At 61.8% G+C, this 16,899-nt stretch carries 18 protein-coding genes; 2 read left to right on the top strand and 16 right to left on the bottom strand.

Annotated elements, in window-relative coordinates:
* The first annotated feature begins 68 nt into the window (after positions 1-68).
* On the top strand, positions 69-599 hold the full coding sequence (locus ACVW17_RS21125) for an HAD-IIIA family hydrolase (protein WP_456753709.1): 531 nt from the start codon (positions 69-71) through the stop codon (positions 597-599).
* A 32-nt stretch (positions 600-631) separates the two neighbouring features.
* Here ACVW17_RS21125 and ACVW17_RS21120 read toward each other — a convergent pair whose 3' ends face one another.
* The 6 genes from ACVW17_RS21120 to rfbA form a co-directional block, all read right to left on the bottom strand.
* Positions 632-1,729 carry a DegT/DnrJ/EryC1/StrS family aminotransferase gene (locus tag ACVW17_RS21120; protein WP_456753708.1) on the bottom strand — a complete coding sequence of 366 codons (1,098 nt, stop codon included), beginning with the start codon at positions 1,727-1,729 and terminating at the stop codon, positions 632-634.
* Positions 1,730-1,747: 18 nt separating this feature from the next.
* Positions 1,748-2,215, bottom strand: a complete 468-nt coding sequence (locus tag ACVW17_RS21115) for an acyltransferase (protein ID WP_456753707.1) — start codon at positions 2,213-2,215, stop codon at positions 1,748-1,750.
* The gene (locus tag ACVW17_RS21110; RefSeq protein ID WP_456753706.1) at positions 2,212-3,273 is read right to left on the bottom strand and encodes a Gfo/Idh/MocA family protein; all 1,062 of its coding nucleotides are present in this window, start codon (positions 3,271-3,273) and stop codon (positions 2,212-2,214) included. The genes ACVW17_RS21115 and ACVW17_RS21110 overlap by 4 nt, the downstream gene beginning before the upstream one ends.
* Positions 3,274-3,493: 220 nt before the next feature.
* Positions 3,494-4,324, bottom strand: coding sequence for a methyltransferase domain-containing protein (locus ACVW17_RS21105; protein WP_456753705.1), 831 nt, complete (start codon positions 4,322-4,324; stop codon positions 3,494-3,496).
* A 114-nt stretch (positions 4,325-4,438) separates the two neighbouring features.
* On the bottom strand, positions 4,439-5,497 hold the full coding sequence (gene rfbB, locus ACVW17_RS21100) for a dTDP-glucose 4,6-dehydratase (RefSeq protein ID WP_456753704.1): 1,059 nt from the start codon (positions 5,495-5,497) through the stop codon (positions 4,439-4,441).
* 11 nt (positions 5,498-5,508) lie between these two features.
* Positions 5,509-6,399: a glucose-1-phosphate thymidylyltransferase RfbA gene (gene rfbA / locus ACVW17_RS21095; protein ID WP_456753703.1), complete on the bottom strand. Its 891-nt coding sequence runs from the start codon at positions 6,397-6,399 to the stop codon at positions 5,509-5,511.
* 290 nt (positions 6,400-6,689) lie between these two features.
* On the opposite strand from rfbA, the gene ACVW17_RS21090 reads away from it, so the two are divergent.
* Positions 6,690-8,051, top strand: coding sequence for a hypothetical protein (locus ACVW17_RS21090; protein ID WP_456797827.1), 1,362 nt, complete (start codon positions 6,690-6,692; stop codon positions 8,049-8,051).
* Positions 8,052-8,116: 65 nt separating this feature from the next.
* Here ACVW17_RS21090 and ACVW17_RS21085 read toward each other — a convergent pair whose 3' ends face one another.
* From ACVW17_RS21085 to ACVW17_RS21040, 10 genes are all read right to left on the bottom strand, one after another.
* Complete coding sequence (locus ACVW17_RS21085; protein ID WP_456753701.1) at positions 8,117-9,421, bottom strand: nucleotide sugar dehydrogenase; 1,305 nt, start codon at positions 9,419-9,421, stop codon at positions 8,117-8,119.
* 158 nt (positions 9,422-9,579) lie between these two features.
* Entirely contained in the window at positions 9,580-10,278 is a 699-nt protein-coding gene (locus ACVW17_RS21080; protein WP_456753700.1) for a WbqC family protein, read from the bottom strand.
* 13 nt (positions 10,279-10,291) lie between these two features.
* On the bottom strand, positions 10,292-11,083 hold the full coding sequence (locus tag ACVW17_RS21075; RefSeq protein ID WP_456753699.1) for an ABC transporter permease: 792 nt from the start codon (positions 11,081-11,083) through the stop codon (positions 10,292-10,294).
* Positions 11,080-11,316: a hypothetical protein gene (locus ACVW17_RS21070; protein ID WP_456797826.1), complete on the bottom strand. Its 237-nt coding sequence runs from the start codon at positions 11,314-11,316 to the stop codon at positions 11,080-11,082. The genes ACVW17_RS21075 and ACVW17_RS21070 overlap by 4 nt, the downstream gene beginning before the upstream one ends.
* 61 nt (positions 11,317-11,377) lie before the next feature.
* Positions 11,378-12,307 (bottom strand): ABC transporter ATP-binding protein, encoded by a 930-nt coding sequence (locus ACVW17_RS21065; protein ID WP_456797825.1) that lies wholly within the window; start codon positions 12,305-12,307, stop codon positions 11,378-11,380.
* Positions 12,307-13,467, bottom strand: coding sequence for an ABC transporter ATP-binding protein (locus tag ACVW17_RS21060; protein ID WP_456753697.1), 1,161 nt, complete (start codon positions 13,465-13,467; stop codon positions 12,307-12,309). Before ACVW17_RS21060 ends, ACVW17_RS21065 begins: the two co-directional genes overlap by 1 nt.
* 229 nt (positions 13,468-13,696) lie before the next feature.
* On the bottom strand, positions 13,697-14,368 hold the full coding sequence (locus tag ACVW17_RS21055; protein ID WP_456753696.1) for a formyltransferase family protein: 672 nt from the start codon (positions 14,366-14,368) through the stop codon (positions 13,697-13,699).
* A gap of 57 nt (positions 14,369-14,425) precedes the next feature.
* Positions 14,426-15,181 (bottom strand): hypothetical protein, encoded by a 756-nt coding sequence (locus ACVW17_RS21050; RefSeq protein WP_456797824.1) that lies wholly within the window; start codon positions 15,179-15,181, stop codon positions 14,426-14,428.
* Positions 15,182-15,202: 21 nt separating this feature from the next.
* Complete coding sequence (locus tag ACVW17_RS21045; protein WP_456797823.1) at positions 15,203-16,147, bottom strand: methionyl-tRNA formyltransferase; 945 nt, start codon at positions 16,145-16,147, stop codon at positions 15,203-15,205.
* Positions 16,144-16,896: a polysaccharide deacetylase WbmS family protein gene (locus tag ACVW17_RS21040; RefSeq protein ID WP_456753692.1), complete on the bottom strand. Its 753-nt coding sequence runs from the start codon at positions 16,894-16,896 to the stop codon at positions 16,144-16,146. Before ACVW17_RS21040 ends, ACVW17_RS21045 begins: the two co-directional genes overlap by 4 nt.
* Positions 16,897-16,899 lie beyond the last annotated feature (3 nt).

Raw genomic sequence — 16,899 nt, 5'->3', positions numbered from 1 at the left:
TGTCGCGCGCGGCATTGTGAACTATTGAGCAGGCTCATGCCGCGTGGAGACGAACGGATCATCAGCTCATGAGCAGCGCTTCAACGAATCAGCCGCGACGACCGGCGGTTTTCTTCGATCGGGACGGCGTCTTGAACAGGGACATCGGCTTCCTGTTCGAGAGTCACAGATTGATCTGGATCGACGGCGCGCGCGAGGCAGTGAAGGCTGTCAACGACCAGGGCTACTATGCATTTGTCGTGACCAATCAGTCCGGCGTTGCACGAGGTCTCTATGAGGAAGCACACGTCCAGCAGCTCCACGACTGGATGGCGGCTGAGCTCGGCAAGATCGGCGCCTATATCGACGCCTTCGAGTACTGCCCGTTCCATCCTGAGGGGACCGTTGAGCAGTATCGGCAGGACAGCCATCGCCGCAAACCCTCGCCGGGCATGATCAATGATCTGCTGGAGCGTTTCCCGGTCGATGTCGGACGCAGCTTCCTGGTCGGCGACCAGCCGAGGGATCTCGAGGCGGCGCGCGCCGCCGGTCTGAAGGGATACCTGTTCGCAGGCCCCAATCTGGAGCTGTTCCTGAAGCCTCTGTTGCAACGCAGCTGAGCGCCGCGCGAGGCGCGAGGCCAGGATCGAGATCAGAACCTTCGGACCAGCTCGATCACCTCGTCCTGCTGCTCGCGCGTGATCTCGGCGAACATCGGCAGCGAGAGAATCCGGCCCTGATCGCGATGCGCGTTCGGGAATTGCTCCGGCCGGTGGTCGAAGCGCGCATAGGCCGGCAGGAACGGCAACGCGGTGGGATAGTTGATCGCGGTCTGCACGCCGTTGGCGTTGAGATGGGCGGCGAGCGCGTCGCGGCGTGGATGTCTGATCGTGTAGAGATGATAGACGTGGCTGCGCCCCGGCGCGACCTCAGGCACCACGACGTCCTCGATCTGGTTGAGGCCGGCATCATAGACTTCGGCGGCGGCCTGCCGGGCTTCGGTCCAGGCGGCGAGATGCGGCAGCTTGGCCGACAAGATCGCGGCCTGCATGCCGTCGAGCCGGCTGTTGACGCCCTCGGTGTTGTGCTGGTGCTTCACCAGCCCGCCATGGCGCGCCAGCATGGCCATCTGCTCGGCCAGCGCCTTGTCATTGGTGACGACCGCGCCGGCGTCGCCCATCGCGCCGAGATTCTTGCCGGGATAGAACGAATAGGTTGCGGCCTCGCCGAACGTGCCGACCATGCGGCCCTTGTAGCGCGCGAGATGGGCCTGGGCGCAATCCTCGATCACCCAGAGCTTGTGCTTCTGCGCGATCGCCATGATCGCGTCCATGTCCGCGGGCTGGCCGTAGAGATGCACCGGGATGATGCCGACCGTGCGCGGCGTGATCGCCGCCTCGATCGCTGCGGGATCGATCGTGAACGTCGCATCATCAGTGTCGCAGAACACGACGGTGGCGCCGGAATGGGTGATCATCGCCGCGGTCGATATCCAGGAATGCGCCGTCGTGATCACCTCGTCGCCCGGCTTCACCTTCAGCGCCCGCATCGCGAGATAGAGCGCGTCGGTGCCGTTGGCGCAGGAGACGCAATGCGCGACCTCCGCGGCCGCGGCGAATTCGCGCTCGAAGGCGTCGACATAGCCGCCGCGGATGAAGGCGTTGTCGCGGATCACGCCGGCGATCGCCGCATCGATCTCGCCCTTGATGGACTGGTACTGCAATTGCAGGTCGGCATACGGCACAGCCATCGATATTCCCCTATTGCCCTATTGGCTCGCCAGCAGCCGGCGCGCCGGATTGCCGGCATATGTGCCCGGCGTCGTGATGTCCTTGGTCACAACCGATCCCGCACCGATGACGACGTCGTCGGCGATCCTGACCGGCATGATCGTGGCGTTGGAGCCGACCGACACGCGGTTGCCGATCACGGTCTCGCGCCACAGCTCCTTGCGTCCGCGCGCCGGGCCGCCCGTGGAGAACGTGTCGTTGACGAACATCACACCGTGGCCAACGAAGCAGTCCTCGCCGATGGTGACCAGTTCGCAGACGAAGGCATGCGACTGCACGCGGGTGCGCGCGCCCACCACCACGCCCTTCTGGATCTCGGTGAACGGCCCGACGAAGCAATCGTCGCCGAGCGTGCAGCCATAGAGATTGCAGGGCTCGACGATCTTGACGCGTTCGCCGAACGCGACGTCACGGACGCTAGCCTGATGCACGTCCGGCCGATTCACGAAACGACACCCAGCCGGCTCAGCCGCGGCGTGAAGCGCAGCGCGACCTCCTCGCCGGTCTCGATCGATTCATAGAGCGCCGAAATCAGCTCCAGGCTCTTGCGGCCCTCGAGCCCGTCGACCAGCGCCGCGCGCTGGTTCTCCAGGCAATCGACCACGTGATGATAGTAGGCCTGATGGCCGAAGCCGTAGACGTTGGGCGGGTTGACCGAGAACTTCTCCACCACGTCCTTGTCCGACGGCAGCTCATTGACGAAGCGCCAGTGCCGGATCTGGTTGACGGCGAAACCGGAAATCTCGACCGTGCCCTTTTCGCCGAGGATCGACAGCGAGCCCTCGAGATCGGTCGGACGCGCCGCGGTGGTCGCCTCGATGATGCCGAGCGCGCCGTTGCGGAACTTGAGCGTCGCGACCGCCGTGTCCTCGGTTTCGATGTGGGCGAGCGCCGTCGCCGCGCGTGCATGCACGCTGACGACGTCGCCGAAGAACCACTCCAGCATGTCGACATGGTGGCTGGCCTGATTGGTCAGCACGCCGCCGTCATAGGCCCAGGTGCCGCGCCAATCGTCCTGGTCGTAATAGGCCTGGTCGCGGCACCAGCGCACCCGCACGGTCCCCAGGATCAGCTTGCCGAAGCGGCCGGCATCGAGCGCCTCGCGCGCCTTGACCACCGGCACGTTGAAGCGGTTCTGCTTGACGATGAACATCTTGACGCCGGCCTCGTCGCAGGCCCGGATCATGTCGTCGGCGTCCTGCAGCCGCAGCGCCATCGGCTTCTCGACCACGACGTGCTTGCCGGCTTTGGCGCAGGCGATCACATGCGCGGGATGCAGCCCGCTCGGCGTCAAGACGGCAACCGCATCGATATCCTTGCGCGCCAGGAACTCGTCCATGTCGCAATGGGCCGGGACGCCGAACTTGCCGGCAACCGCATCGGCGCGCGCGCGAATCGGATCGCAGACCGCGACCAGGCTCGCCCCGGCGATGTGATTGCCACCCAGGAGATCGGAATGACGCTTGGCGATACGCCCGCATCCGAGCAGGCCAAATCTGATCATGCACAGGCCCTGTCTTGTCTCGTGGCCGACCGTTGCGGCCGGCCGAAGAGCCGAGGGAACAAGCGGCCTTGCGGCCACGCGGTAAGGTCCATTACCCGGAAAACTCGGGATTAGGCAAGGCCATGCGCCAAACCCGCCGCTAGGCTGGCGCCATCATCGCGTCCTAGCCTGCGCAACCGATCAGTCTCGAAATTTGCGGCCTCAAACCAGGACATTTGGCTCAGGCGCCCGACTTGTTGCAGCTCCAATAGATGTCGAGTCCGCAGTACCGCGGAATTGGCGAGGCAAGGAGCTGAGGACGCTTCCATCGTGTGAATGGGCGCTCCTGATCGGCGTTCTCGGGAGTGGCCTGAAAATTCGAAAATCCCGCACAGAGCGTCCGCAGAGACCTGGCCGAGATGAACTCGGTCGCCGGCGCGAGCGAACCGTCCTGCGTTTTATCATAGGCGCCCGTTTCGCCGTCGCGGAAGGTCCCCCGATAGCCTCCGAGTTCACGCATCATATAGCGGAGCGCTCGCTTCGGCTCGAGCACGAACTGCCGATAGGAGTAGGCGTAATAAACCATGCCGATGAGGCGTCCGCCCGGCACCAACAGCCGGCGGCAGGCCGCGATCGCGGCAGCAAGGTTGCCAGTATGATGCAGGCAGCCGATCGCGACGACCGCATCAAACGAATTGTCGGGAAGCGAGTTGCTGAGGATGCTGCCTTGAACGGCCCTGCCCTTCAGCCCGCTCTGCGCGATCCGGTGATTGACCATCGTGCACGGATTCGCAGCGATATCGAGGCCGGTGAAGTCCGCGCCGCTCTCCGCGATCTTCTGCGAGACGCTGCCGTAACCAAGCCCGATCTCGAGCACGCGCTTGCCGCGCATCGACTTCCAATCGATGTATTTCTCGAGATACGGATAGAACTGGAAATAATTCTCGTCGTAGCGACGCAGCGACTCCATCGAGGAATCGGTGATCCCCCACGCCCGCGCGGCCGCGGAGCCGCACAATTCGTCCCAGAACGCCGCATTGGCCGCGTCGATCGCCTGTTGAGTTTCAGTCATTGCGGCCCCTACCTGCTTCAGCCAAGGAATGTGTCCCGACGCATCCGACGCCGAATATCCGGTATTGCTCGTTCTGCCAACAACCAAAGCCCCGCGAGCTCCGAAGCGCGTCTGCTATCCCAACCGCTGGGCTTGGTAGCCTCGCCGCAGAATCTCGTCCCACCAAGGCCTATTATTAAGGTACCAATATACCGTCTTCCTGATGCCAGTTTCGAAACTCTCTTGCGGGTTCCAACCGAGGTCCCGCTCGATCTTGGATGGATCGATGGCATAGCGGCGATCATGACCCGGACGGTCCCTGACGAACGAGATCAGGCGCTTGTGCGCGCCCGCCTCGGCTCCCTTGGCCTGATCGAGCAGTGCACAGAGCAGTTCCACGACCTCGAGATTCGTTCGCTCGCTCCTGCCGCCAATATTGTAGGTGTCCCCCACTCTCCCGTGCTGAAGAACGCGGATCAACGCGTCCGCATGATCCTCGACATACAGCCAGTCACGGACGTGCTGACCGTCGCCGTAAACAGGCAGCGCCTCGTCGGCCAATCCCCGGATGATCATGTGAGGGATCAGCTTCTCGGGAAACTGAAAGGGTCCATAGTTGTTGGAGCAATTTGTCACTAGGGTCGGTAGTTCGTAGGTCTCGTGCCACGCACGTACGAGATGATCGGAAGCGGCCTTGCTGGCCGAATAAGGCGAATTCGGCGCGTAGGGGCTCGTCTCCACGAAATGGCCATCGATCCCCAGCGTGCCGAACACCTCGTCCGTCGAGACATGAACGAGCCGGAATGCGTCGCGCTCGGCAGGGTCCGACGCGCGCCAGTAGCGGAGGGACTCCTGCAGCAGCGTGAAGGTACCCACAACATTGGTCTGAATGAAATCGCTGGGAGCGTCGATCGAGCGATCGACATGGCTTTCCGCAGCAAGATGGATGACCGCCTGAGGCCGGTAATGATCGAACAACCTGCGCAAGTCCGGGCCGTTGCAGATATCCGTTTGCGAGATAACGTAGCGTTCGCTGCCGGCTGCCGACGGTACCGAGTGAAGGCTGGACGCGTAGGTCATCTTGTCAACATTGACAATCGAAGCGTCGGTGCAGGCCAGCAAACGGCGTATGACGGCAGAGCCAATGAAGCCGGCTCCCCCGGTGACAAAGATAGTTGCTCTGCTAGGCAGCACTGGCCCCGACCTCAGTTCGACGGCCTGGAATTTGCGAACAGATCATAGATCGACAGAAGATACTCGCCATAGCTGCTCTTCGCATTACGAAGTGCGGCGCTACGAAATGCCTCGAGCGAGATGTAGCCGAGCCTCAGCGCGATCTCTTCCGGACACGCAATCCGCAGGCCCTGGCGCTGCTCGAGAATTTGGACAAAATGACTCGCTTCGACCAGCGAGGCGTGCGTCCCGGTGTCCAGCCACGCGAAGCCGCGTCCCAAAACCTCGACATGCAGATCGCCGCGATTCATGTAGGCGCGATTGACGTCCGTGATTTCCAGTTCGCCTCTGGGCGAGGGCCTGATCGAGGACGCAATCTTCAGCACGTCGTTGTCGTAGAAGTACAGACCCGTCACCGCGAGATTGGATTTTGGCCGCCGCGGCTTCTCCTCGATCGAGATCGCCTTTCCATCCGCGTCGAGCTCGACGACACCGTAGTCCTGAGCGCGCTTGGCGACATAGCCGAAAATCGTGGCCCCCGAGACTCTCGCGGCGGCGCGCGCCAGCATTTCAGGGAGTCCATGACCGAAGAAGAGATTGTCGCCGAGGATCAAGGCGACGTTGTCGTCAGCGACGAAATCGCGCCCGACAATGAAGGCATCGGCAAGCCCGCGCGGATGATCCTGGCTGGCATACTCCAGCTTGAGGCCGAAATCCGAGCCGTCGCCCAACAATCGGCGAAACAATGGCTGATCCTGTGGCGTGGAGATAATCAGAATCTGGCGGATGCCGCTCAGCATCAAGGTCGACAGCGGATAATAGATCATCGGCTTGTCGAATATCGGCAGGAGCTGCTTCGAAACCACGGTCGTCACCGGGTAGAGGCGCGACCCGGTACCACCAGCAAGAATGATGCCCTTCATCCAATCCCGCCTGTGCAATTATCCCAATAGTCTATCAGAGGCCCGCGGTTCGGCAAACGCGCCGCCCGGTAACGGGCGCGTGGTGCCCCCGAAGGAGCAAGACGCATTTGCGCTCTTGGGCAGGAATAATAGAATGAAGCACAAGCATAATTCTTGTCGTCTTCCCTATGTCGTGCCATGTCCTTGACCCAAGAGGGGACATCGGTTGGCGATCGTGTAGGGATGGTCTGCCGATACGAAATCAACAGCGAACCAGTCCAAACGCACAGCCGATACGGCGGTAGATGAGAATGAACGATCGCGCTATTGAGCTGGAGCCTGGTTTCGGTTGGCGCCAGGCGAAACTTGCCCTGCTGGCTTATGCCCACATCGTGGTGTGCTGCATCTCGCTCTACTGCATCACGGTCACCGAATCCTTTCCAGGCATCATCGGCTTCGACAAGTCGCATCTTGCGGCTGCAATCGTGAATGTCCTGGCGTTCAGCCCGGTCGTGATCGTGTTCGCAATCGGTCGCTTCAGCTTCGGATACCTGGTCGGCTTCTACTTCTACGTCATGGTGCTTGGATATCTCTGGCTGATCGAATTTTCACTGCTTGATTACGATCACCGCCTGGCGCTCGTCTCGATCGTGCTGTCGGCATTTGCGTTCCTCGCCCCTGCGCTGCTCATCACCGCGCCCATGCGGCAAGTTGTCGTGATGCCGGAACGCGCCTTTCACATGATGCCGTCCGTTATCTTGCTCGTCTCAGCGGTCATCATCGGCGTCGGTTCTCTGTACAATCTCAAGCTTGTCGACCTCTCGGAGATGTACAAATACCGCGCGGAGGTGGCGCTACCGGGCGCCTTGCGATACGCGACCTGGATCGCCTCAAATGCGCTGCTGCCGCTCGCCTTTGCCTGCTTCGTTACCAGCAAGCGGTTCTGGCAGGCCGGCATCGCGCTGCTTCTGATGCTTCTGTTCTACCCGATCATGCTGACCAAGATGGCGCTGTTCGCGCCGGTCTGGCTGCTGTTTCTCGCGCTCATCTGCAAGCTGGCCGAGGCCAGGGTCGCTACGATCCTTTCGTTCTTCGTGCCCGTCCTGATTGGCGCGATCCTGTTCGGCCTGGTCAAGATTGGCCTGGTTCCTTTCAAGCCCGGGATGGTCTATTTCGGTACCGTCAACAACAGGATGATCGCCATCCCCTCGCTCGCCCTCGAGGTTTACAACAACTACTTCTCCGCGCACCCGCTGACCCATTTCTGCCAGATCAACGTGGTGAAGCTCGTGGTCCCGTGCGCCTACGACGAGCCGATATGGGCTGTGATGGCCAAAGCCTACGATCTCGGGGCCTTCAATGCTTCGCTGTTCGCCACCGAAGGAATCGCTTCGGTCGGCCTTGTGCTTGCCCCGCTGTCCGCGCTGGGCTGCGGCCTGATCATCGCACTCGGAAATCGCCTGTCGTCCGGCTTGCCGTCGCAATTCGTACTGCTATCCGCCGGGCTCCTGCCTCAAGTTCTCCTCAACGTACCGCTCTCGACAGCACTGCTGACCAACGGCACCGTGCTGCTCTTCCTGCTCTGGTACGTTACACCGCGGTCGGCCTTCGATCGGAAGACCGCATCGACCGCCACGCTAACCGAACATCTGCAAGAGGCGCACGCCGGCTAGCGCTCCGAACGCAGCGGCCACCGCTCTTCAACAGACCGCACCGGCTGCGAGGGCAGCCGGTACGCCTACGCGCGAATGATGTTGTCTGCCGGCTGCGGGAACTTGCCACGGCAGTCGACCAGCAGCGGAGCATGCGCGCCGAGCAGTTGATAGTCGAACTTGTCGTGATCGGTCGCGAGCAGGACACAGTCGAAGCGCCGCAGATTATCCTCGGTGAGCGCGACACTCGACAGGTCGAACGAATGCGCTCGCATTTTCGGGAAGGCGGGGACGTGCGGATCGCTGTAGGCGATCTTGGCGCCGAGATCGCGAAGCCTTTCCATCAGGAGGACCGAAGGCGATTCGCGAACGTCATCGACGTTCTTCTTGTAGGCGATCCCGAGAACCAGGATCGAGCTGCCGCTGATCGACTTGTGTCGCTGATTGAGGGCCAGCGAGATCTTCGACACCACGTAGTCCGGCATCGAGGAATTGATCTCACCGGCGAGCTCGATGAAACGCGTGTGCATCCCATATTCCCGCGCCTTCCAGGTCAGGTAGAACGGGTCGATCGGAATGCAGTGGCCGCCGATGCCGGGACCGGGATAGTACGGAACGAACCCGAACGGCTTGGTCGCCGCGGCGCGGATCACCTCGTGAATATCGATCCCCATCTTGTCGGCGACCATCTTCATTTCGTTGACGAGGCCGATGTTCACCGAACGATGGATGTTCTCCAGCAGCTTGGTCAACTCGGCGGCCTGCGTCGAGCTGACGGGAACGACCTTGTCGATCACCTGGCGATAGAGGGCGATACCGGCCTCGAGACAGGCGGGGGTGCAACCGCCGCAAACCTTCGGGATCGACCGGGTCGAAAAATTCTGGTTGCCGGGGTCTTCGCGTTCCGGCGAGAAGACGAGAAAGATGTCGCGGCCGACGGTGAAGCCGCACTTCTCGATACGCGGCTTCAGCTCCTCCTCGGTCGTGCCCGGATAGGTCGTGCTTTCGAGCGACAGCACCATCCCCCGGTGGAGATATGGCAGCAGCGACTCCGTCGTATTCAGCACGAAGCTGAGATCCGGCTCGCGATATTTGTTGAGCGGGGTCGGGACGCAGAGGATCAACGCGTCGACCTCTTTCGCACGCGAGAAATCCGTGGTCGGCTCGAAGCCGAGCTCGGTTGCTCCCTTGATGCTGTCGCTCGAAATATGTTCGATGTAGGAACGCCCGGCCCGAAGTGCATCGACCTTGGCCTGGTCGATATCAAAGCCAACAACCTTGTAACCGACCTCGCTGTAGCGAAGCATGAGCGGCAGGCCGACATAGCCCAAGCCCACGATGCCAATCTTGGCGGTCTTGCGGTCCAGCCTATCGATGAGTTCGGTATTCATGTCTAACGCTCATAGGTGTGTTGTGTGTTCAAATCAGCGTGCCGAAAAATCCGCAAGGTCGAGCGCCTTTGGCGACGGTTGCATAGACGCCCCGCCCCCCTCCGACAAGCCCCAAAAGCAGGGCCAGTCGTGGCCCTTGCCCCTGGCAGGAGCGGCTCTCAAGCCCGTCCACCCGCCGTTGCCGGCCACCCGTCCCACATCAAATAGTCGATCACGGAAAGGCCCGGAATGAAGGCCTCGTCCGGGCCATAGCGCAGGGGCACGAAACCCTGGTTTACCAGACGGATGCCGTGTTCCTGGAACAGGCCGTCCTGCTGATAGCCTCCGGCACCGCCGCCGGCAAGGTAAGCATCCCCGCCGACCGCTTTGACGAGCGATATCAGCAGTTCCGTCGCCTTGCCTGCATGCGGCAGCTCGGACTGCCGCTGAAATCTCGTCGCAAAGCCGAGGTGCTCCGCGATCGCCTTAATGGCCGCGATGTTGAATGCGGCGAGGTTCGTTTCATGCTGCTCGATCAGGGGCTGCAGCAGCGCCATCGCCTCGCCAAAGTGAGGCGCCTTGCCGTAACTTGCCCGCAGCGTCGCAATCATCTTGCGACGCCAGGGCCGGCCGTCGTCGATCTCCGCGGCATTGATGGGTGCCCCGAAGGGCAGCCGACGGACCGGACAGGTGGCCCAGCGCGCCTCGCCCTGGATCGCAATTCGTACCCTGTTCGACCACGAACCCATGCCGCCCGATCCCGAGCGCGGATAATCGACGGCATCGAGCAGCACGAACACGTCTGCTCGCCGGATCTTGTCAAAGTATCCGAGCCACGGAAAGAAGTTGGGTTGATGGATCGCAACGAGGCACCCCATCGCAAGACACTCGCTACAGCCGCGTATCGAAGAACGATTTGAGCCGGCGGAACCACCACAGCCCGGCCCAGAAGGCCGCCGCGCCAACCACTGCGAGATAACAGATCATCCAAAGGCTCGGCATCGCCCCGTCCACGACAGCCATGCGGTAGCACTCCGCGATGACATAGAACGGGTTGAATTGCAGAACGGGCCGAATGAAATCCGGATAGGACGACAGTGGGTAGAAGATCGGAGAGGCGAACAGCAGGACGGTGAGCACATTCGGCAGCGCCAGGGCGGTATCCCGCACAAAGACGTTCAGCGCGCCCAGGAATAATCCCAGCCCCGACACGAACAGGATGTGCAGGGCCACGATCAGCGGCAGCGCCAGATAACCCGGACCCGGCATCTCGCCTGAAACGACCTGCAAGGTGAATATGATGGCGAACGCGACGACGAGCGGCACGATCCCCATCAGGGCGCCCACCATCGGCAACAACTCCGACTTGAAGGCAATGTTCTTCACGACACCGGCATTTCCGACCACGGACGTCGTTGCCGCCGACAAGCCTTCACTGATCGCGAGCCACGGCCCGTAGCCGCTGAGCAGCCAGATCACGTACGGCAAGGCGCCGGTACGCCCTGGCAACCGTCCTGGAAAAACCACCGTGAACACGAACGTGAAAATGCACATCAGCATCAGCGGCGACAGCACCGCCCACACCAGGCCCAGCGCCGACCCCAGATAACGGTCGCCCAGCGTCATGCGGAACAAATTGTTCAGCATGCCGAGGTCTCGCCGATCAAAACCCGCCAGCATCATGTCTTGACATCCTCAAGGCGTCGCGCGGCGATCCGCGGAGGATAGAAGATCAGCGGACGCCCACCGACTTGCCCTTCCTCGTCGATGACCTCCAGCACGCGCGACGTGACTTCCCCGTCGCATCCCTGACCGAGAAGCGCAACATCGAAGCGATACAGATCGGCTCCCAGCACGAAGGGATCCATATTGATGGTGACCGTGAAGGGTCCCGACGCCGGCAGCGCCTTGCCCACCTCTCCAAGACGCCGCCGCCAGACCAGTCGTCCGTCGACCCGTGTCAGAACAAGCTCGAGATCATGCGTTGGCCGGGCCGGATCGATCCGGCCCCCGCACCACGATCGCCAACGGCACCATCGCAAGCGCGGTCGCCTTGCATGCGTCTCCGCGTTGAATGATTTCGACGGCATCGAGCTGAAGCGGATGAAGCGGTGCGGCCCTACTCACCAAGCGCCCTTCAAACTTGCGCATCAGCTCCGCTTCATCCGCCTCGCGCACGGCGGCCTCATAGGCCTTGGTGACGACCTGGGGCGAGCCGTCCATGACGAGCCTGCCGCCGTCGAGCCAGAGGCATCGTGAGCACATTTCCACGATCGAACCCAAGCCGTGACTCACGACGATGACAATACGGCCGCTGGCCGCGACTTCCTGCATGCGCCGCGTCGCCTTGGCCGCGAAGAAGGCATCGCCGACCGAGAGCGTCTCGTCGATGACGAGAATGTCGGGATTGATGAACGCGCCCATCGAGAACGCGAGACGGGCCTTCATTCCCGAAGAATAGGTTCGCACCGGGCGATCGATGAATTCACCGAGTTCGGCGAACGCGATGATTTCATCGGCGACTTGATCGATCTGCTGACGGCTGCGGCCATGCACGGCAGCGTCGAGGAAAATGTTGTCGCGGCCGCTCATGTCCTCGCGCAACACTGCGCCCACGGTAAGCATCGCGTGCAGGTCGCCGTCGACCTCGACGGAGCCCGAGGTCGGCTCTGTCAGCCCCGCAATGATTGAAAGCAGCGTCGTCTTGCCGGCACCGTTGCGGCCGATGATGCCGACGCGTTCGCCCTCAGCCACCTCAAAGCTGATCTGGTCGAGCGCCTGCACATGACGCGTCGTGATTTCGCGCCTGCCGGTGCGCAGCGCCTCGATCAGCGACACGGGGCCGCCGCCATGGTCGGCAAGCGCAAACACTTTGCTGACGTCCTTCACCCGAATTGCCGCGCGCATCAACCGACCACTTTCCACTCGGCCGGCAGACTGAAACCGCGCCCGTCCACCCCCTCGACGCCGAGCTCGAGCCCGTTGCCGTCGAGCCAGCTGAAGCCGTCGAGGACAATCTTGACCGTCGAATTGTGTGGGTCCGGCATCACAAGGTGCATACTGATCTGATAGCTGCCTGGCGGCAGCGGTAGCGCCGGAATATCGACGCTGAACGCGTAGCGCCCCGGCTCTTCGCCGACAGGCGTGGTCCGGCGCGACATCAGCCCGGTCTCCCAGCCGTAGGCCGGCTGGAGGCGCTCGACCGCCACCACCACACCTACCTCCGCCCGGGCGAGGATCTCGACCTTGGCCTCAAGGCTGAAATCCGTTCCCGTCATGATCGTGCGCGGATAGACCGGCGCGCTCGCGAAGCGCGCGATGCCGTCCCGGTAGGTCGATTTAGCCTGCTCGCCGTAGAGATAGCGCCGCACGGCACGCTCTGCCGGCCCGGAAAAAACCACCTTGCCGCGGTCCAGCACGTGCGCCGTTTCGCACAGGCGCACAATCGCCGACCAATCGTGCGTCACGAGGACACCCGATGCCCCGCCTGAGACCCGTTCGCGCAATCGCCGCCAGCACTTCGACTGAAAATGCTGATCGCCGACCGCAAGCACCTCGTCGAGCAGATAGACTTCGTATTGCCCGGCGGTCGCGGTCGAGAAATAGAGCCGCGCGCTCATCCCGGCCGAATATGTCAGCACCGGATCCTCGAACCGATCTCCAAGTTCGGAGAAGTCGTGAATATCCAAGATCATTGCCGCGCGCTCGCCGGGCGAAAACCCATGCACGGTCAACAGCCGATCGGCGTATTGTCGCCCCGTGAGCTCCGGATTGCCAACGAGGCCTAGCTCATAGAGGCCCGACATGGCCCCGTGCACTGCGACCCGGCCGGAATCCGGCGCGTAAACGCCGCCGATGACCCGAAGCAGTGTCGACTTGCCGGCCCCGTTGCGGCCGAGCACCCCGAGGAACTGGCCTTTGGGCACATCGAAGCTGACGTCCTCCAGCGCCGTGAAATGAGGGACATCACCACGCAGTCCAAATGCCAGTCGCCAGGCGCTGCCGCCGTCGACAAGTGCAAAGCTCTTCGAGACACCCTGACAGGTGATCGCAACGGCCCGCGACATCATGCCTTCGTGCGCCGCCGGTGCCGACAATCAGCTGTAAAGTCAGTGAACGGGTGTTCAAACATTTTCGAGATCGAAGTACGCATTCATTTCTGTAGGCGGAGACCGCCTGCCGATTCGCTGTCCGATACACGTCCATTGGGGACGCCAAACGGCCGGCTCGTCGTCTAGCTCAAGGCGCAACCGAATCCAACGGCTATTGCGCAGGTCCGGGGTGGTTCTCACCGGCTCAACAGTTGCGGCCTTTCTTCTTGTCGATGCGAAAAGTCCAGCCTTGAATTTCCACGGTTAGATTGTCGTACATCTCGCCGTCGAACGCCCGGAACCGGCGTGCGAACTCGGCCTCCGAGATATCGGCTGGAATGCGACACGCGGCCAGGAAATCGGCGCGGGTATGTTTGGGCTGCCCCCAGGCCATGTCGGCCAAAGGTGGCATCGGTTGCTCGGCACAGATCAAGCGTGCGTTCGCCTCGATCAACCGAACTCCCGCGGCGTTTGCCAACCGGAGCAGCTCACCAGGCTTGATGGCTTCCGGCACGTCGAACAGCTCCGTCGCAACGATTGGACCCGCATCGACGCTCGCTGTCATCACATGCAGCGTCGCCCCGTAGCGGGTCGCCCCGGCGTAAACAGCAAAATGGTGCGGATCCCGTCCAGGAAACGCCGGCGACGCCGCGTGGAGATTATACGCCGGCCGCGACATGGATTTGAGCAGCGCCGCCGGAACAATCACCCCGGTGCCGAACGCCAGCAGCGTGGTGCGTTGATCGAACTCCACCTTTTCCAGATCGGCCAAGGCGCGAGCCACGACGACTTCGCAGCCGACCTCGGCCAGTATCGCATTCAGGCGAGCAAGATCATCTCCCTCGAAGACAGTTAGCAGAACAACCCGGTGCAGCACAGAAAATCCTTACTCGACCAGCAAGCGACACGATGAATGTTCGTCCAGCCCCGCCGATCACCGGATGTTCGGACGATCATGCGTGGCTGTGATCTCGTCGTACCAGCGACCCATCGCGCTCGCGTAGCCGTCAATGGCTCTTTGCAACCTCTCCCGCGGCGGCATGACTTCGGGGGTCCACCACTCCGGATGCGTAAGCACCTGCAGCCGCTCATCCGTCGCCTGCTCGAGCACGGTCTTGAGGCGCCGGTGGCGCCAGACGCCATTGCTATCCGATACATAGCCATAGCTTGCCCTCAGCGAGCGGCCATACGCGTTGACCATGCCGGCGATGATATCGTCCTCGAGTTCGGACGGATCGAGAATGCCGAACAGATGGAAACTGATCGCCAGGGGCTGCGAACCGAATTCACCGGCGATCAAATCGCGCTCACGGGTTATTGCCTGCAGCAAGGCCGGCCCTCGCAGCGTCTGTCCGTAATATGTCGGATCGAAATGCAGCGCGATGTCGTGCCCCAGCGACCTTATCCTGCGTACACACTGAGCCACGTCTGCCGACATCAGATTATAGTAGAGACACCTCGGAAACAGGAAATATGTCGCCTTGACGCCCTCCTCAGCTTCGATCTCCGCAAGTTTCAAGGCGCGATGCATCGAGGCGTCACAGTCGTGGCGCCAAAGGATCGTGCGGCTGGCACCGGCCGTCGAAAAATCAACGAACCGATAGGATGCCTTGGCGAGCCGAAGCAAATCCCGATAGCTTGCCTCGGTGAAGTCCACGAATTCCAGTTCATGCTGACGATCGGACAACATCGATAGTCAATCCTATCTGGTTCAGATCAGCCGGTTACGAAGAGAGCTCAAAACGAACTGCTTCGCGCTCTTCGTTGTGACGGTGCCGTCCAGCTCCAGATCCGTCAGCCTCAATAGCCCGTCGCCGGTCGCAATGACGGGATCGCCGGCCGCGGTATGGACGACCTGTCCGGGCACCGCAACAAATGGCTCGCGATGCGCCTCTACGCGCGCGCCCCAGACCAGAACTTTCGTATCGCCTTCGAGCATGGTGAAGGCGCCCTCAAATGGCCGTCCGGAAGCGCGAACAAGCCGCGAGATGGTCTGGGCAGACTGCGCCCAATCGATCCGCCCATCCGACGCGCGTCTCGGATAACATCGCAGACCAAGTTCCGGGCTGGTCGGCTGCGGTGCCAGGCTGAGATTACCTTGTGCCACGGTCTCGATCAGGTTCGAGAACTGAACCGGCACTTCAAGTCGCAGCCAGTCGTAGACATCGGCGATCGTGGTCTCGGCATCGATCGGAAGAAAGGACTTTGCAGCGACCGGTCCGGCATCCAGTCCGTCCGACATTTGATGGATCGTCAAACCGATACGTTCCTCACCGAGCAATATCGCCCAATTCGGACACGCATTGCCCTTGAAGCGAGGCAGATCACCCGGATGAGAATTGAAAATTCCATGGGTGAACTGGGCTCGGACAACCGGCGGTATCAGACCGACCCAATTCATCGAAATCGCGGCATCGCAGCGCGCATCCTGCAGCGCCGCGATTGTGTCTGGCTGGTCAAGTCGCGAACCGAGCAGGAAGCGGGCGCCGATGTCCGCAGCCCATCTCTCGTAGTCGGCTTCCTTCTTCAATTCATGGCCCGATGCCCGGCACGTGGCGACGATCGGAATGTCATGCCCAGCATCGTGGATTCGTCGCGCCGCCTCGAACAGCATCTCGGTTCGACCGATCACGCCGATCCTGAGCTTGCGGGTCACGACGCACCTCCGATCTCGGTGTCGCCGGACGATTGATCCCACGGGGCGGCAACTTCCGAGATTGTGAACGACTGGGCGCAGCGCAGACGGGCCAGGCACTGGTCGAGGAACCAGCCAGTTCCGGGTTGTGTTCTGCTGGCAGGACTCAGATCGCTTCGCCGCCACTGCGGAAGCGGTCTGCTCGACTTGAGCGCCTCATAGACCGCCACACCGTTCGAGTTCAGCCACGCATGCACCGGGTGAAAATTCAGGACCTTGAGACCCGGCGAGCGCAGCCATCCCGGCTCTGCCGACCACTTGTGTCCGGCGATCATGAACATGTTGTCCTGGAAGACATGCGGGATGCGGACGAGTTCGGCTCCGCCGGGGCTGTAGCGAAGCTTGTGCGGCCTGACGTCGCGCGTCAGAGGCAAATAGATCGAACAATCCACTTTGAAGCCGTAGGTATCAGCCATCAACTGAAGCAGCCGCTCCGACTGATGGAGCGAATGCGTCCGCACGACAGTTGCCGCGTCGAACCATCTCCGCATGGTCTGGAGCACTTCATCCGGAGTTGCCCCCTGCGTGCTGCCGGCGAGAAAATTTGGATGCACTCCGACTTCAAACAAAGGATTGCCCAGCAGCCGGGAAACCGCCGCGCTCTGATGGGTTGCAAACCAGGTTGCGCGGACGTTCGCCTCGATCACGCGCTCGGCAATGTCGTCGATCATCCAGTCCGGCGCCCAGTCGATATCGAATGTCAGAACCATCAG

It is taken from the genome of Bradyrhizobium sp. USDA 4473 (genome assembly GCF_054063335.1).
This window is presented reverse-complemented; position numbering and strand designations above follow the sequence as displayed.

Bases quoted from the DNA above. Each gene is read 5' to 3' on its own strand.
- ACVW17_RS21125 (WP_456753709.1), top strand. From the start codon at position 69: ATGAGCAGCGCTTCAACGAATCAGCCGCGACGACCGGCGGTTTTCTTC.
- ACVW17_RS21120 (WP_456753708.1), bottom strand. From the start codon at position 1,729: ATGGCTGTGCCGTATGCCGACCTGCAATTGCAGTACCAGTCCATCAAG.
- ACVW17_RS21110 (WP_456753706.1), bottom strand. From the start codon at position 3,273: ATGATCAGATTTGGCCTGCTCGGATGCGGGCGTATCGCCAAGCGTCAT.
- ACVW17_RS21105 (WP_456753705.1), bottom strand. From the start codon at position 4,324: ATGACTGAAACTCAACAGGCGATCGACGCGGCCAATGCGGCGTTCTGG.
- rfbA (WP_456753703.1), bottom strand. From the start codon at position 6,399: ATGAAGGGCATCATTCTTGCTGGTGGTACCGGGTCGCGCCTCTACCCG.
- ACVW17_RS21090 (WP_456797827.1), top strand. From the start codon at position 6,690: ATGAACGATCGCGCTATTGAGCTGGAGCCTGGTTTCGGTTGGCGCCAG.
- ACVW17_RS21085 (WP_456753701.1), bottom strand. From the start codon at position 9,421: ATGAATACCGAACTCATCGATAGGCTGGACCGCAAGACCGCCAAGATT.
- ACVW17_RS21080 (WP_456753700.1), bottom strand. From the start codon at position 10,278: ATGGGGTGCCTCGTTGCGATCCATCAACCCAACTTCTTTCCGTGGCTC.
- ACVW17_RS21075 (WP_456753699.1), bottom strand. From the start codon at position 11,083: ATGATGCTGGCGGGTTTTGATCGGCGAGACCTCGGCATGCTGAACAAT.
- ACVW17_RS21065 (WP_456797825.1), bottom strand. From the start codon at position 12,307: ATGCGCGCGGCAATTCGGGTGAAGGACGTCAGCAAAGTGTTTGCGCTT.
- ACVW17_RS21060 (WP_456753697.1), bottom strand. From the start codon at position 13,467: ATGTCGCGGGCCGTTGCGATCACCTGTCAGGGTGTCTCGAAGAGCTTT.
- ACVW17_RS21050 (WP_456797824.1), bottom strand. From the start codon at position 15,181: ATGTTGTCCGATCGTCAGCATGAACTGGAATTCGTGGACTTCACCGAG.
- ACVW17_RS21040 (WP_456753692.1), bottom strand. From the start codon at position 16,896: ATGGTTCTGACATTCGATATCGACTGGGCGCCGGACTGGATGATCGAC.